This is a genomic window from Xanthomonas sp. WHRI 10207 (genome assembly GCF_040202975.1).
Lineage (GTDB): Bacteria > Pseudomonadota > Gammaproteobacteria > Xanthomonadales > Xanthomonadaceae > Xanthomonas.
The window spans coordinates 397,948-412,818 of the sequence record NZ_JBEGDX010000002.1; the positions used below are offsets into that span (position 1 = coordinate 397,948).

General features: G+C 65.1%; 12 protein-coding genes. 3 read left to right on the forward strand and 9 right to left on the reverse strand.

The genetic code is table 11. The features are described from left to right. Positions 1–16 precede the first annotated feature (16 nt). From ABQU90_RS07340 to ABQU90_RS07355, 4 genes are all read right to left on the reverse strand, one after another. A complete protein-coding gene (locus ABQU90_RS07340; protein ID WP_323521289.1) occupies positions 17–592 on the reverse strand; it encodes a gluconate 2-dehydrogenase subunit 3 family protein in 576 nt (191 codons plus the stop codon). Beyond that, the gene (locus tag ABQU90_RS07345; protein WP_323521290.1) at positions 592–2,277 is read right to left on the reverse strand and encodes a GMC oxidoreductase; all 1,686 of its coding nucleotides are present in this window, start codon (positions 2,275–2,277) and stop codon (positions 592–594) included. The genes ABQU90_RS07340 and ABQU90_RS07345 overlap by 1 nt, the downstream gene beginning before the upstream one ends. A 30-nt stretch (positions 2,278–2,307) precedes the next feature. Beyond that, positions 2,308–3,210, reverse strand: coding sequence for a hydroxypyruvate isomerase family protein (locus ABQU90_RS07350; protein WP_323521291.1), 903 nt, complete (start codon positions 3,208–3,210; stop codon positions 2,308–2,310). A gap of 654 nt (positions 3,211–3,864) precedes the next feature. Continuing rightward, the gene (locus ABQU90_RS07355) at positions 3,865–4,419 is read right to left on the reverse strand and encodes a single-stranded DNA-binding protein (protein ID WP_115513467.1); all 555 of its coding nucleotides are present in this window, start codon (positions 4,417–4,419) and stop codon (positions 3,865–3,867) included. Positions 4,420–4,694: 275 nt separating this feature from the next. Here ABQU90_RS07355 and ABQU90_RS07360 point away from each other — a divergent pair, with 275 nt between their 5' ends. Beyond that, positions 4,695–5,693, forward strand: coding sequence for a polyprenyl synthetase family protein (locus ABQU90_RS07360; RefSeq protein ID WP_115513468.1), 999 nt, complete (start codon positions 4,695–4,697; stop codon positions 5,691–5,693). Between the two features lie 207 nt (positions 5,694–5,900). On the opposite strand, the gene ABQU90_RS07365 is transcribed toward ABQU90_RS07360, so the two are convergent. The 5 genes from ABQU90_RS07365 to ABQU90_RS07385 all read right to left on the reverse strand — a co-directional run bounded on the left by ABQU90_RS07365 (position 5,901) and on the right by ABQU90_RS07385 (position 12,708). Further along, a complete protein-coding gene (locus ABQU90_RS07365; RefSeq protein WP_323521292.1) occupies positions 5,901–6,701 on the reverse strand; it encodes a dienelactone hydrolase family protein in 801 nt (266 codons plus the stop codon). A gap of 207 nt (positions 6,702–6,908) precedes the next feature. Further along, positions 6,909–8,318 carry a UDP-N-acetylmuramoyl-L-alanine--D-glutamate ligase gene (gene murD, locus ABQU90_RS07370; RefSeq protein WP_323521293.1) on the reverse strand — a complete coding sequence of 470 codons (1,410 nt, stop codon included), beginning with the start codon at positions 8,316–8,318 and terminating at the stop codon, positions 6,909–6,911. Next, entirely contained in the window at positions 8,299–9,654 is a 1,356-nt protein-coding gene (gene murL, locus ABQU90_RS07375; protein WP_323521294.1) for a UDP-N-acetyl-alpha-D-muramoyl-L-alanyl-L-glutamate epimerase, read from the reverse strand. The genes murD and murL overlap by 20 nt, the downstream gene beginning before the upstream one ends. Further along, on the reverse strand, positions 9,651–10,115 hold the full coding sequence (locus tag ABQU90_RS07380; RefSeq protein WP_323521295.1) for a hypothetical protein: 465 nt from the start codon (positions 10,113–10,115) through the stop codon (positions 9,651–9,653). The genes murL and ABQU90_RS07380 overlap by 4 nt, the downstream gene beginning before the upstream one ends. After that, positions 10,099–12,708: a bifunctional aspartate kinase/diaminopimelate decarboxylase gene (locus ABQU90_RS07385; RefSeq protein ID WP_323521296.1), complete on the reverse strand. Its 2,610-nt coding sequence runs from the start codon at positions 12,706–12,708 to the stop codon at positions 10,099–10,101. The genes ABQU90_RS07380 and ABQU90_RS07385 overlap by 17 nt, the downstream gene beginning before the upstream one ends. Positions 12,709–12,888: 180 nt before the next feature. Between ABQU90_RS07385 and ABQU90_RS07390 the strand changes: the two genes are divergently transcribed. Then, entirely contained in the window at positions 12,889–13,767 is an 879-nt protein-coding gene (locus tag ABQU90_RS07390) for a PhzF family phenazine biosynthesis protein (RefSeq protein ID WP_323521297.1), read from the forward strand. A 31-nt stretch (positions 13,768–13,798) separates the two neighbouring features. Then, the gene (locus tag ABQU90_RS07395) at positions 13,799–14,680 is read left to right on the forward strand and encodes a PhzF family phenazine biosynthesis protein (protein ID WP_115562533.1); all 882 of its coding nucleotides are present in this window, start codon (positions 13,799–13,801) and stop codon (positions 14,678–14,680) included. Positions 14,681–14,871: the final 191 nt, after the last annotated feature.

Below are 14,871 nucleotides of genomic sequence, written 5' to 3' on the forward strand. Positions count from 1 at the left end.
AAATCCTTGCGGTCCATCAGTTGATCGCCCAAGCGGGCGTACCGGGGGTGTAGGCCATGTCGCCGTCGTAGCGACCCGGCACGGCGACGTAGCGCAGCACTTCGGTCGCCGCGACCTTCGAGGTGAAGAAGCTGAAGATGGCTAGCTGCTTGATCATGGTGAAGTAATGCGGGATCGCTCCCGCCATTTCGGCGGTGCCGGTATCGGTCGTTTCGACGACATGTTTCCTGGCTTCTGCATCCAGAGCGCGCAGCAGCTCGGTGCGCGCCTGCGGCGCCAGCGACACGAATCTGCCGCCGGCGCGTTTATCGATCTCGATCAACCCGGCGCGGAATGTCGCCTGCTCCCGGGCGGCATAGCAGTCGGTAACGAATTGCGCCATGAACGGGCCAGCGCCGGCGTCCTTCGCCCCCGGCGTTGCGGTCCGCGGCAGGATGGTCTCTGCGATCTCGTCCAGCATGCCGACCTCGGCGGCGGAGAAGAGCGTCTTCGCCCCCGCGGCCGGCGCCTGTCCATGCACGAGCGCAGGCAGGCCGACCATGGCTGCGCCCGTGGCGGCGACGATCATCTTCAGCAGTTCGCGACGTTCCATCACAGGTTCCCCGCTTTCAGCTCGCGCACGGCGTGATCGGCCGCCCGCGCCGTCAGCGCCATGTAGGTCAGCGAGGGATTCACGCAGGCGCTGGACGTCATGCAGGCGCCGTCGGTCACGTAGACGTTCGGCGCGTCCCAGACCTGGTTGTGCTGGTTCAGCACCGAGTTGCTGCGGTCGCGGCCCATGCGGGCAGTGCCCATCTCATGGATGCCCTTGCCCGGGGCGTAGTCGTCATCGTGCATCTGCACGTCCTTGACCCCGGCGGCCTCCAGCATCTCCGCGGCATCCGCGGCCATGTCCTTGCGCATGGCCTTTTCGTTCGCGCGCAGGGACACATCCATCGCCAGCACCGGCAATCCCCATTTGTCCTTGCGCTGCGGGTCCAGGCGAATCGCATTGTCGTGGTGAGGCAGCATTTCGCCGAATCCGGTCATGCCGATGCGCCATTTGCCCGGCAGGGTCAGCGCGTCCTTCAGGTCAGCGCCGATGTTCAATTCGGCGATCTCGCGCGACCACCCGGTGCGGCTAGCGCTGCCCTGATAGCCGAACCCGCGCAGGTAGCCGCGTCTGTCCGCGGCGACGTTACGGAACCGCGGAATGTAGAAACCGCAGGGACGACGGCCGAAGTAGTACTTGTCCTCAAAGCCCTCGATCCGGCCGGAGGCGCCCGCGCCGAAATGATGGTCCATCACGTTGTGCCCTAGCTCGCCGGACGAAGAACCCAGTCCGCCTTCCCAGACATCGGTGGCCGAGTTCATCAGCAGCCAGCTCGAGTTGAAGGAGGACGCGTTAAGGAAAATGACCTTGGCCGTGTACTGATAGGTCTGTCCGCTCTCGGCATCGATGATCTCCACGCCCCGCGCACGCTTGCGGTCCTTGTCGTAAAGCACTTCCTTGACGATCGAGAAGGGCCGCAACGTCAGGTTGCCGGTCTTCATGGCCGCCGGCAGCGTCGCCGACTGGGTCGAGAAGTAGGCGCCGAAGGGACAGCCCAGGATGCACTTGTTGCGATACTGACAGTTGACGCGGCCCTGCTCGACCATGGGCTGGGTGATGTTCGCGGTGCGCGAGTGAATCAGGTGCCTGGTCCCACCGAAGGCCTTCTTGATCCGCGCGGCCACGTCCTTTTCGACGATGTTCAACGGGATCGGCGGCAGGAACTCACCATCGGGCAACACGTCCAGGCCCTCGCGCGTGCCGGCGATGCCGGCGAACTTCTCCACGTAGTCGTACCAGGGCGCGAGGTCGGCGTAGCGGATCGGCCAATCGGTGGCGATGCCGTCCTTGAGATTGGCCTGGAAATCCAGGTCCGACAGGCGATAGCTCTGCCGTCCCCACAGCAGCGAGCGACCACCCACGTGATAGGCGCGGTACCAGTCGAATCGCTTGAGTTCGGTGTAGGGCGATTCCTGTTCGTTCGCCCACATGCCCTGCAGGTTCTCGACCAAGCCGTAGTCGCGCTTCAACACCGGATAGTCGGCCTTCATCGCCTGGGTCGGCCGGTTGTAGTGCGGGAAATCCCACACTTCCTTCATCGCGTTTACATAGTCCTTGACGTGCTCGATGTTGCGTCCGCGTTCCAGCATCAGGACCTTGAGGCCTTTCTCGGTCAGCTCCTTCGCCGCCCAACCGCCACTGATTCCCGAGCCAACGACGATGGCGTCGTAGTGATTGTCTGCCATGGGTTCTACTTCACCTGGGTGGATAGCGTTTCAGACGTCGCAGAGGCGGATTGCCTCGCGCAGCGAGCCGACAGGATCCGGCGCCGTAGGAATGAATTCCTGCGCCAGATAGCCGTCGAAACCGGTATCGCGGATCGCGCGACAGATGGCGGGATAGTGGAGTTCCTGATCGTCTCCGATCTCGTGCCGGCCAGGCACGCCCGCGGTGTGATAATGCTTGAAGAAAGCGTGATGCTTGCCGATGGTGGCGATAATGTCGCCCTCCATGATTTGCATGTGGTAGATGTCGTACAGAAGGCCGAAATGATCCGAGCCGATGCGCCGGCACAGCTCGACGCCCCATGCCGAGGTGTCGCACAGGTAGTCGGGATGATCGACCTTGGAGTTCAGCAGTTCCATCACCAGCACGACGCCGCGCTTCTCGGCATGTCCGAGAATGCGCTTGAGTCCGGCTTCGGCGTGGACCATGCCTTCCTTGGGGTCCCTACCGTTGCGGTTGCCGGAAAAACAGATGAGGTTGCGATAGCCGGCATCGGCCACCAGATCGATGTGCCGCGTGTAGCGCTCGACCAGCTGGTCGTGGAACTGGCTGCCGGCGAAGCCCTTGTCCAGGCCCATCTCCGCGCCGTTGCACATCGAGCTATACACGCCATTGGCCTTCAGCGCAGGCCAATCCGCCGGGCCGACCAGATCGATGGCGGCGAACCCAATGCCCTTCACCGTCTGGCAAAGCTGGGCGATCGACTGCTGCGGAAACGTCCAGCGGGCCACGGAATGCTTCAGGTTGCTCTTGCGCGGCTCTGCAGTGGCAGCGGCAAACGCAGGCAACATGCCCGCAACGCCGAGGCCAACGCTCCCGGCGACAGCAACGCGCAGCGCATCCCGTCGCGTGAACCCCGGGGCCGGCGCCGGCCCGCTCGATTGGATAGACATCCGTTTTCCGGCCTCCCAACCGGTATCAAATGCTAAGGATTCACCGTGATTCAATCGATTGCACCATAAAGTAGGGAATCGCTTTTTTGCAAGACGCAGTGCACGAAACCCATGCTGCAGAGCAAAACGCCTGTCGCGCCAGCGCTGCATGACGGTGATGGAATGCCGTGCGTCGCAGGAGGTGGACTACTAGACGATCCCAGTCCATCCAGTCGATGCCGACCGGAGTTTTTGTGTCTACAACGCCGCGCGCAAGCGGGCAACTTGTTAACGCCTAGCATCGCTTTAGCGCCGCGTTTCGCCTTCGGTCATCCCGCCTATCTCAGCGGACCCTGCCTCGCCCACGAAGCGAAAATTGAGCCGACCTGCTGGAGTTTTCGGTGCGATTCCCCAAGAGACGCCCGGGCCGCCATGAGGATCAGCGACTACTACCCAGCGGACTACCACAGCGGTGACGAGGTCAGCTGCACCTGGAACAGTTCGGGCGGCGCATGGAACCTCCGAATCAGCCATTTTCCGTGGCCATGAGCTGTCTAGAAAATTCTGTGCGTATCAAACACGAGTCGTCGGACCTTGTTGGAGATCGTTAACAACAAAAAAGGCCCTTGGCAAATGCGCAAAGGGCCCCTTTTTACATTTTTAAAAAGATATTCCTTAGAACGGAATATCGTCATCCGCAAAATCGTCCATCGGCGGCGCGGACTGCTTCTGGGCCGGCTGCTGACGACGCGGGGCATAGTCCTGCCCGCCGCCGCCATCGCCACCACCGTAGCCGCCGCCTTGTCCACCGCCACCACCGCCCTGCTGCTGGCGCGGGGCCTGTGCGCGCTGCGGGCGATCGCCGCCCATGCCACCGCCGCCACCACCGCCTTCACCACGGCCGCCAAGCATCTGCATCTCGTTGGCGACGATGTCGGTGCTGTACTTTTCAACGCCGTCCTGACCGGTGTACTTGTCGTAGCGCAGTTCGCCTTCGACATACACCTGCGAGCCCTTGCGCAGGTACTCACCGGCAATTTCGCCCAGCTTTCCGAAGAACACCACGCGATGCCACTCGGTGCGCTCCTGGTTATTGCCTTCGCGATCCTTGCGCATGCTGGTGGTCGCCAGGCTCACGCGGGTGATCGCCATGCCGGCCTGGGTGTACTTGGTGTCGGGATCGTTGCCGAGGTTGCCGACGAGGATGACTTTGTTGATGCCGCGGGCCATAGGTGCTTCCGAGATGATGCGCTGGCGCCGGGGGCGCGCAGCGATGAATGTCTGTGCGGCAATGTTACCGCACCTGCCCGTCAGCGGTCCTGGCGGGTTGCCGCGCACGGCTGCCGGGCAAGCGCCCTGCCCGGGGTCGGAAATCCAGCCCGCGCGGGCCTTTGTGGCCCCAATCCCGGCCGCACGCTACCGCCAATGTGAAGGCGCCGGTTGCGCCCGGCGGGACGGATCCGGCCCGGGCACCTATAATCGGCGCACATCACGAACGCCTGCGCATGACCATCGCCGAAGACCTCCCCACCGTCCTGGGCCTGCCCCAGATCCAGTCCCTCGCCGCGCCCGACATGGCCGCGGTGGATGCGCTGATCCGCCGCCGCCTGGCCTCGGACGTCGTGCTGATCAATCAGATCGCCGATCACATCATCTCCGCCGGCGGCAAACGCCTGCGCCCGATGCTGGTGATGCTGGCCGGTCATGCCGCCGGCGGCTCCGGTCCGGAGCACCACCAGCTGGCGGCGATCATCGAATTCATCCACACCTCCACCTTGCTGCACGACGATGTGGTGGACGAGTCGGATCTGCGCCGCGGTCGCAGCACCGCCAACGCGTTGTGGGGCAATGCACCCAGCGTGCTGGTGGGCGACTTCCTGTATTCGCGCAGCTTCCAGTTGATGGTCGAGCTGGACCGCATGGAAGTCATGCAGATCCTGGCCGACACCACCAACCGCATCGCCGAAGGCGAAGTGCTGCAGCTGTTGCACGTGCATAACCCCGACACCGACGAGGCCGCCTACCTGCGCGTGATCGAGCGCAAGACCGCGGTGCTGTTCGCCGCCGGCACCCGCTTGGGTGCGTTAGCCTCGGGCGCAAATGCCGATGTGCAGCAGCGCCTGTACGACTACGGCATGCAGCTGGGTTTTGCGTTTCAGATTGCCGACGACGTGCTCGATTACGCCGCAGACGCCAGCGACCTGGGCAAGAACCTGGGCGACGACCTGGCCGAAGGCAAGGCCACGCTGCCGTTGATCCATGCGATGGCGCACTCGGACGCGGCCACGCAGCAGCGTCTGCGGCAGATCGTCGAACAAGGCGATGCCGCTGCAATGCCGGAAGTGTTGGCCGCCATCCACGCCACCGGCGGACTGGACTACAGCCGTCAGCGCGCCGCCGAATACGCCACCGCTGCCGAACAGGCGCTGGACACCCTGCCCGCCAGCCCGGCGGTGGCCGCATTGCGCGGCCTGGCCCGTTACGCGGTCGAACGCACGCACTGATCCGAAGCGCTGGGCGCTCCGGACGGGACTGGGCAGTTGGGGTTGGGGATGCGCAAAAACAGCGTTGCTCGCGCTTTTACCCATCCCGGCATGCGGTCGCCCAACGATTGAGCGGCGGACATCACTGAGCACAGACGTCAGTGGATTGATTCGTTGAAGGACGGGACCGCGCTTTGCAAATCCCGAATCCCCAATCCCCAATTCCGGCTATCGCGCAAACCGCTCATCGAAGAAGTCGCCCAGCATGCGATACGCACGCTTGGCCGCGCGCGGGTTGTACAGGCAACCGGGCGGGCTGTTGGCATCGGCTTCGGCAAAGCAATGCACCGCGCCACTGAAGTTGACGAACTGCCAGTCGGCGCCAGCAGCATTCATCTCGGTTTCGAACGCGGCGATGTCCGCCTTGGTCACGCTCTTGTCGTCGGCGCCGTTGAGCACTAGCAGCGGGGTTTTGGCCGAGCCGGCAGCGGCCGGGCTAGGCGTGGCGATGCCGCCGTGCAGGCTGACCACGCCGGCCAGCTGCGCACCGGCACGCACCAGTTCCAGCACCGTCGTCCCGCCGAAGCAAAAACCCACCGCACCGATACGCGTGGCATCCAGCGGTGCCTTTCCGGCCTGCGCCTTGAGCACGTCGACTGCTTTCAGCGCGCGTGCGCGCAACGTCGGCGGGTCCTTCTTCAACGCCCCGGCGAACTGCCCGGCCTCGCTGTCGTTGGCCGGACGCTTGCCCTTGCCGTACACATCGGCCACCAGCACCACGTAATCGTCGCCGGCCAATTGCTTGGCCTTGGCCACCGCCGAGTCGTTGACGCCGCGCCAGTTCGGCACCATCACCAGGCCGGGGCGCTTGGCATCGCCGGCATCGTCGTAGACAAGCACGCCGCTATAGTTGTCCTTGCCGACCTTCCATTCCAGCGGCTTGGCCTGCATCGCAGCCATCGCCGGAAATGCCAACGACGCCAACACGCCGACCAGACCCACACCGCTCCACGACCATTGCTTGTGCATGCGCTTGCTCCCGGGATTTGCGCGAGTGTAGGCCTAGCCGGCGTGCAGGAGTGGTCGCGGCGCACGGAAGACAGCCACCAACGGATGGGTAGCCCACCGATGTCGATTCTGTCCGCCGCAGAGGCGATAGCGTGTCCGCACGCTCTCGTGGCCCTGCTCCTCTGCGTTGAGCCGATCGCGCGCGCGATGGCGTGACAGTCAGAGGCCTTACTGCACGCCCAGCCCGGGGATGGCACTGATCGCCGCCGGGTCGAATCCGGCCAATTGCGCGAAATGCCGGCCGCGTGCAACGTAATCGCGGTATGCACCGAAGCTGGGCGAGCCCGGCGACAGCAGCACCACACCGCCCTGCGCACCCAGCGCATCGCGTGCCAGTTGCATGGCGTGTTCCAGATCGGTGGCGGCGTGCAGCCCGAAGCGGCCGTTGGCGGCCAGTGGTTCCAGCAGCGCATGGATACGCGGGCCGTTGGCGCCCATGGTGACGATTTCCAGCGGCGCCTGCTGCGCCATCTGCGCGGCAAACTCCTGCCAATCCAGCCCGCGGTCATGCCCGCCGACCAGCAAGGCGACGCGCCGCTGCGCAAAACAGGCCAACGCGGCCAACGAGGCATGCGGCGTCGTGCTGATCGAATCGTTGACGTAGCTGATGCCGTCCACGCTGCCGAGTAGCTGCAGGCGATTGGGCAACGGACGAAAGCTTAGCGCTGCCGGTGCCAGCGCTGCGGCATCCAGGCCCAACGCTTCGATTGCAGCCAGCACCGCGCACAGATTGCGACGATTGTGCTCGCCAGGCAGCGGCACGTTGGCGGTATCGAAGATGGCCTGCTCGCCGCGATACACCACCTCGCCGCGCAGATGCCAGCCATCGGCATGATTGAACCAGCGCACCTCGCTGTCTGGCAGCTGCAACCCGCGCAATAGCGGATCGGCAGCGTTGAGCAAGGCGATCCGCGGCCGCCCTTCGGTCACCAGCGAGAGCTTGTCGCGCACATAGCGCGCCTCGTCGCCATGCCAGTCCAGATGTTCGGGAAACAGGTTCAAGACCACGGCCAGTTGCGGTCGCGCGCCGCTGCGCCCGACCTCGCCGGTCTGGTAGCTGGACAACTCGATCGCCCAGTACGCCGGCGGCGGTTGCGGTGCCAGCACTTCCAGCAACGGTTGGCCGATATTGCCGACCAGGGCGGTGCGATGCCCGGCACTGCGCAACAGGTGCGCCAGCAATGCGGTGGTGGTGCTCTTGCCCTTGGTGCCGGTCACGCAGATGGTGCCGGACACATCGCCGTCGGCCTGCGCGTGTTCGGCAAACCACAACGCGGTGCCGCCGATGAACTGCGTGCCGTGCGCAGCAGCGGCAGTGAGTGCTTCGGCGCGATACGGACTGATGCCCGGCGACTTCACCACAACCTCGAAGCGGCCCAGCGCCTGCGCGCTGGCGTCGGTTTCCACCTGCAACGCCGCATCGGCCAATGCATCCAGCTCACGCGCTTCTTCGGCGTTGCAAAAGACGGTCAGCGGTTGCGTGGGCAATGCACTGCGCAGCGCGCGATAGGCAGCGCGCCCCTCGCGCCCCCACCCCCACAATGCAACCGCCCTGCCCTCAAGCTGAGAAATTCGCACGCACGCGCTCCCACAGCGCCGAAGGAATACGGTGCTCGCCATCGATGGCCATCAGCGCTTCCAGCTGCAGGTCCTGCGCATCCAGCTGCGGCTGGATCTCGCGGATGAAACGCTTCACCAACGCGTCTTCCTTCCACTCCGCGCGCGTTGCCAGCAGCGCCATCGCCGCACGCGATTCGCGGCCTTCGCCCACGCATTCGAATGGCTTGTGGTCCTGAAATTCCAGCAGCGCATCGTAGCCGCCGGCCTGGCTGGCATCGTCGAGCAGATTGCGCCCGAAGATCCTGACCAGACGCGTCTTGGGCATGAACGGCGCCAGCGCCAGAAACACGAAATGGCATTTGGGGCACACGCCGCACCAGCGGTGCACCGGGCGCTCGCCCATGATGTGAAAGTTACGATTGCAGCTGGAAAAATGCGCGTCGTAGTGATCGGTCTTGGCAAATTGCCGCGCCACCGCCAGCTCAGACAGCGGCCGCAGCAGCGAGTAGTAACGCAGATCGGCCGCCACGTGACGCTGCACATACGCGCCAAACGCCTGCTCGAATGCCCAGCCCTTGGACCACTGGTGATTGACCTCGCCGGTGCCGGGAATCTGGCTGCCGTAGCTGGCCGAGCGTTCGTTGGAGAACACCACTTGGTCCACGCCGGTCAGCAGCGCCGACAACACCAGGATGGCCGAGTTCACAGCCGTCACCGGGATATGCCCGTTCCACGCACCCTGGCGGTTGAGCTCGAACAACTCCGGTGCCAGCACGCGGCCGACGTTGAGCACCGGCAGGCCGGTGCGCTCGGCACAGGCGCGGATCAGTTGCGAGCCGCCGATCCAGCTGACGGTCTGCGCGATACCGGCATGCCGTAATGCTTCGATGCTGACCAGCGAATCCTTGCCGCCACCGATGGCCACCAATGCATGCTCGCGCAGGCCCAACGCAGGCGCTTGCGCAGTTGCCGGCGCAGCCACCGGAAAGGTGATCTTGCCGTGCAGGTTCAAGCCATTGCGGTAGGCGAATTCGCCCAAGCCGTGCAGATACACGCTTTCCACCAGCGCGACGGTGTCGGCATCGATGCTGTAGCTGTCGATGACGATGGTCGGCGGCACCGCGGCCTTGTAGTAACTCACGCCCGCAATGAGATGTAGCAGCTGCAAGGCCTGTTGCACGGCAGCGGCACGCGCGCCATCCAGCACAAACGGCGCGCCGGGCACGGCAACGGTTTCCACCAGTTCCGGGCCCTGGTCGAAGGCATACACCAGCGTCGCCACGCCGGTCTGCACGTCGAGTGCGCAGCGCACGAAACGGAAGGTGGAGATCTGGTGTTTGTCGAAAGCGCTCATGGACTACCTGCAAGAACCCGTTGCCGACGCAGATAGCGTCGGCACAGGGCATATTCAATCATGGAAAACGGCACCGCAGCCCACAGCAGCGGCAGGCAGCCGATGACGAACAACAGCAGCAGCACTTGCGAGCCAATCACCCGCGCATCGCCAGTGACCGCCAATGCCACCAGCAGATACAGCAGCAGCGCCGGCAGATAGCTGAGCGCGCTCAACACCACCGTGCGCAATGCCATGCCACCGGCATGCTGCGCGGACGCGGTCGCTCGCCTGTCGCGGCGACGCTGCCAGAACGCCGCGCTCCATGCGCCAACGCCCGCCGCGACCAGCGCCGGCAGCACCCACTTCAGGCTATCGGTCCACTGCACCCGCTGGCCGGCCATGTCGATGGCGGTGGAAAACACCATCGCCACGCCACCGGCCACGGTGCTGAGCAAGACGAACTCAGCCAGCGGGCGCATCGATCACCTCTTCGCGCGGCAGTTCGCGCTGGTTGTAGGTGCTGGCCATCGAATAGCCGTACGCACCGGCATCGGCCACCAGCACTACATCGCCGGACGCGGTGGCAGACGGCAGACGGCGGCGCTTGCCGAACACGTCCGACGACTCGCAGATCGGGCCGACGATATCGAAACCGCCATCGGCCACGGCATCGAGCCGGCTGAGGTTTTCGATGTCGTGCCAGGCGTCGTAGAGCGCCGGGCGGATCAAGGTGTTCATGCCCGCATCCAGCCCTACGCGCTGCACGCCATCCTTTTCGATCACCTGGGTGACGCTGGCCAGCAACACGCCGGCTTCGGCCACCAGATAACGGCCCGGCTCGATCGCCAGGCGGTAGCCCGGATGCACCGCCTTGACCTCGGCCAGCCCCTTGGCCCATACGTCCAGATCGAACGGCTCGTCTTCGGCGCTGTACGGAATCGGCAGACCGCCGCCGATATCGATGGTTTCCACCGTGCCGATGCGGCGCGCGAAGCCGGCCAGTTCGTCGTACATCATGCGCCAGTGCTCGCCGGTCTCCACGCCACTGCCCAGGTGCGCATGCACACCGGTGATGGTGACTTCCAGCGTGCGCGCGACTTCAACGAACTCGTCCACACGCGTGGACGACAGGCCGAACTTGGACGCCTTGCCGCCGGTGTTGACCTTCTCGTGATGGCCATCGCCATGCCCCAGGTCGATCCGCAGCCAGACATTGCGGCCGCGAAATACCTCCGGCCAATTGCGCAACGCTTCGACGTTGTCCACGGTGACGGTCACGCCCAATGCAAATGCGGCCTCGTATTCGGCTTTGGGCGCAAAGCTCGGGGTGAACAGCACGCGGCGCGGCGACAGCTCCGGCAGGGTCTGGAACACACGGCGCAATTCGCCATGCGACACGCATTCCAGCCCGAAACCGGCCTGCTCCAACGCGATCAAAATGGCCGGATGCGCATTGGCCTTGATTGCGTAATAGCGTTGATCCACCGCCGCGATCTGCGCCAGCGCATGCGCACGCGCACGCACGGTGGGCAGGTGGTACGCATAGCGCGGCGTGCCGGCCTTGGACAGCGCCAACAGATGCGTACGCTCGGCATGCCACCACGGCGTGGCACGCGGACGCACCGAGCCGATGATCTCGCGCCAGCGCGGGCCGAACACCTCGCCTTCGCTCACCGGCATTGCGCCGCTGTCGATCAACTCGGCATGCAAAATCGGCAACAGGCCGTCGGCGTCGGCTTCGTCGATGACGAAGGTCAGGTTCAAGTCGTTGGACGACTGCGAAATCATGTGCACACGTTCCTGCCCGAACGTGGCCCACACGTCCGACAGTTTGTGCAGCAGCGAGCGCATGCCACGGCCGACCAGGGTGATCGCCGCGCAAGGAACAATAATCTTGACCTTGCAGATCTGCGACAAGTCCGCCGACAACGCCGCCAGCACATCGGTGTTGACCAGATTCTCGGACGGGTCCAGCGACACGGTGACGTTGGTTTCGGCCGAGCCGATCAAGTCCACCGACAACCCATGCTTCTTGAACAAGGTAAACACGTCGGCCAAGAAGCCCACCTGCTGCCACATGCCGATGCCTTCCATCGACACCAGCACGATGCCGTTGCGGCGGCTGATCGCCTTGACGCCCAGCACCGGCTCGGCATTGCCGTCGATGCTGGTGCCGGGCAACTCCGGGCGCTCGGTATCCAGGATCGCCATCGGCACGCCGGAATCGCGGCACGGCTTGATCGAGCGTGGATGCAGCACCTTGGCGCCGGTGGTGGCAATTTCCTGCGCTTCGTAATAGTCCAAACGGGTCAGCAGGCGCGCGTCCGGCACTTCCTTCGGGTTGGCGCTGAACATGCCGGGCACATCGGTCCAGATTTCCACGCGGCTGGCACCGAGCAGCGCACCGAAGTACGCCGCCGATGTATCCGAGCCGCCGCGGCCCAGAATGGCAGTACCGCCATCGGCGTGCCGCGAAATGAACCCTTGGGTGATCAGCAAGCGCGTGGGCTGCGCATCGAAGCGCGTGCGCCAGTCCGCATCGGACTGCCACTGGCACGACACCGACAAGCGCTTGGACCATTCGCTCTGATTGGGCTGCGGCGGCAATGCCGACAACCACTGCCGTGCGTCCAGCCAGCCCATATCCAGGCCGCTGGCATGCAGATACGCCGCACCGATGGTGGAAGACAGCAATTCGCCCTGCCCCAGCACCTCAGCCTGCCAATCGAGCGTGCGCGTTGCAGCGCGCGCATCGGCAACCAGGGCATGCAAGGCGGCCAGCCGCTCGCCGAGGACCGCATCGGCATCGAGCTCAAGCTCGGTCAGAAACTCGCGGTGGCGATGTTCCAGCGCGGCCACGCGCTGTGCGCTGTCGGCAGCACCATCGGCGATGGCGGTGAGTTCGTTGGTCACGCCCGAGAGCGCGGACACCACCACCAGCACGCGGCCGCCGGTTTCGTTCGCCCGTTTGCTCGCCAGTTTTCCAATCGTGTCCCAGCGATGACGACGCGACACCGAGGTGCCGCCGAACTTGAGGACGATCCAACGATCGGTAGAGTGGGGAGCTGACATGGAGTAGGCGTTTATGATGGGGGAAAGAAGCCGGGATGCCGGGCGGAACCTCCGATTCTACTGCCAATGGCGCGCCTCTGACCCCGCGTGCGGTCGCACTCCGCAGCGCCGCTCTTCATCGCGACAACGGTTTGCGCTGCAACCATCTGCAATGTTCCTACCACCGAGATCGCACCGCGCATGAGCAAGCACCGCTACCTACAACTGGATGTCTTCGCCAGCCGCACCGGCTCCGGCAACCCGCTGGGCGTGGTGTTCGACGCGGGCGCGCTGTCCACTGAGCAGATGCAGCAGATCGCCGCATGGCTGAACCTGTCGGAGACGATCTTTTTTGTGCCGGTCAGCGTGCCGGATGCCGACTATCACATCCGCATTTTCACCCCGCGCGCGGAACTGCCGTTTGCCGGCCACCCCAGCGTCGGCGCGGCGTGGGCCGCCGCAACGCACGGGCTGACCGCATACAAGGCCGATGGCCGGCTGCACCAGCAATGCGCGGCCGGCGTGCTGCCGGTGGACGTGTTCGACCGCCACGGCACCTTGCAGGTGCGGCTGCGCGCGCCACGCGCGCACATCATCGCAACCGGGGACACCCACGCGGCGGCAGTGCAGGCAGCTAGCGCCGGATTGCAGGTGGCACAGCATCCTGCAGAACTCTGGAACAACGGCCCGAACTGGTGGCTGCTGGAGCTGGCCGACGCCGCGGCGGTACGCCAGGCCGCGCCGGATCTTGCCGCAATTGCCCGCCTGACCCAGGCCAGCGCGGCCACCGGGCTGGCGATTTATGCAGCTGTGCAGGACGGCGACGCAGATCTGGTGGTGCGCGCGTTCTGCCCCGGCGACGGCATCCCCGAAGATCCGGTCACCGGTAGCGCCAATGCCTGCATTGCCGCACGCCTGCATGGCGAGAACCGCCTGCCCGGCGAGGCGTCGCGTTATGTCGCCAGCCAGGGCCGCGAGGTGGGCCGCGATGGCCGCATCCAGATGGAAGTGGATGATGCAGGCGAAGTCTGGATTGGCGGAACGACGCTGCAGGTGATCGACGGCCGCATCGATTGGTAAGCTGCCGCGCCCTGTTCGCGGATCCGCCACCATGACCACCCGCCGTTTCCTGCAACTGGATGTGTTCTCCGCCCGCCCCGGCAGCGGCAATCCGCTGGCAGTGGTGCTGGATGCGCAGGGTCTGGACGATGCGGCGATGCAGGCGATCGCCCGCTGGACCAAGTTGCCGGAAACCACCTTTGTGTTTCCCGCAGCCGATGCGCACAGCAGCTACCGGCTACGGATGTTTTCGCCGCAAAAAGAGGTTCCCTTCGCCGGCCACCCCAGCGTGGGCACGGCGCATGCGGTGCTCGACGCCGGGCTGGCCGCGCCAGACGAAGGCCTGCTGGTGCAGGACGGCATTGCCGGCCAGTTGCCGCTGCGCGTGGAGCAGATCGATGGTCACCGCAGCATCGCCATCCGCACGCCGCGCGCCCGCGTCACCGAACAGGTGGACGCGGACGACCCGCGTCTGCGCGATGCACTGCACGGCTGGTCGCTCGGCGCCCTGCCGCCCGCGTTGATGGATGGCGGCCGCACCTGGTGGGTCGTGGAGCTGGCCAGCGAAGCGGCATTGCGCAGCCTGCAGCCAAGCTGGGACGCGATCGCCGCATTGGCCGAATCCACCGGCAGCATGGGCGTATTCGCCTACGCGCGTGCCGCTCAGGCCGGCAGCTACGATCTGGCGGTGCGCGCCTTTGTGGGCAATGGCCGGCGTTTTGAAGACGCCGCGTCCGGTGCGGCCAATGCCGTGCTCGCGGCCTGGCTGGACAGCCGCCACGCACTGCCCGGCAAGGAGCGGCGCTACGTGGTCAGTCAGGGCCGCGAAATCGGCTTCGATGCCTTGCTGGAACTGCGCATCGACAACAACGGCGACGTGTGGTCCGGCGGCCAGGTGCAGACGGTGATTCGCGGGACCTTGGACTGGGGCTGAGCGCGGCCGCCATGTTGGTGTTCGCCAAGCTTGATGCGTGCGGTTCACAGGCAAAGAACCCATAAAAATTTTCCGCGCTGCGAACTCGGCCCGATCACCATCCAACGCACGGCGCACCTGCGTTCGGCGATCAAACTCAGAAACAGTTGCAGTCTGCCCGATGCGACGTGCCATCGAGCACTAGCAGCAAA

What these genes read in the sequence shown, in the direction of transcription:
- ABQU90_RS07350 (WP_323521291.1), bottom strand. Translation starts at nt 3,210, where the DNA reads ATGTCTATCCAATCGAGCGGGCCGGCGCCGGCCCCGGGGTTCACGCGA.
- ABQU90_RS07360 (WP_115513468.1), top strand. Translation starts at nt 4,695, where the DNA reads ATGACCATCGCCGAAGACCTCCCCACCGTCCTGGGCCTGCCCCAGATC.
- ABQU90_RS07395 (WP_115562533.1), top strand. Translation starts at nt 13,799, where the DNA reads ATGACCACCCGCCGTTTCCTGCAACTGGATGTGTTCTCCGCCCGCCCC.
- ABQU90_RS07380 (WP_323521295.1), bottom strand. Translation starts at nt 10,115, where the DNA reads ATGCGCCCGCTGGCTGAGTTCGTCTTGCTCAGCACCGTGGCCGGTGGC.
- ABQU90_RS07365 (WP_323521292.1), bottom strand. Translation starts at nt 6,701, where the DNA reads ATGCACAAGCAATGGTCGTGGAGCGGTGTGGGTCTGGTCGGCGTGTTG.
- ABQU90_RS07385 (WP_323521296.1), bottom strand. Translation starts at nt 12,708, where the DNA reads ATGTCAGCTCCCCACTCTACCGATCGTTGGATCGTCCTCAAGTTCGGC.
- ABQU90_RS07345 (WP_323521290.1), bottom strand. Translation starts at nt 2,277, where the DNA reads ATGGCAGACAATCACTACGACGCCATCGTCGTTGGCTCGGGAATCAGT.
- murL (WP_323521294.1), bottom strand. Translation starts at nt 9,654, where the DNA reads ATGAGCGCTTTCGACAAACACCAGATCTCCACCTTCCGTTTCGTGCGC.
- ABQU90_RS07355 (WP_115513467.1), bottom strand. Translation starts at nt 4,419, where the DNA reads ATGGCCCGCGGCATCAACAAAGTCATCCTCGTCGGCAACCTCGGCAAC.
- ABQU90_RS07390 (WP_323521297.1), top strand. Translation starts at nt 12,889, where the DNA reads ATGAGCAAGCACCGCTACCTACAACTGGATGTCTTCGCCAGCCGCACC.
- ABQU90_RS07340 (WP_323521289.1), bottom strand. Translation starts at nt 592, where the DNA reads ATGGAACGTCGCGAACTGCTGAAGATGATCGTCGCCGCCACGGGCGCA.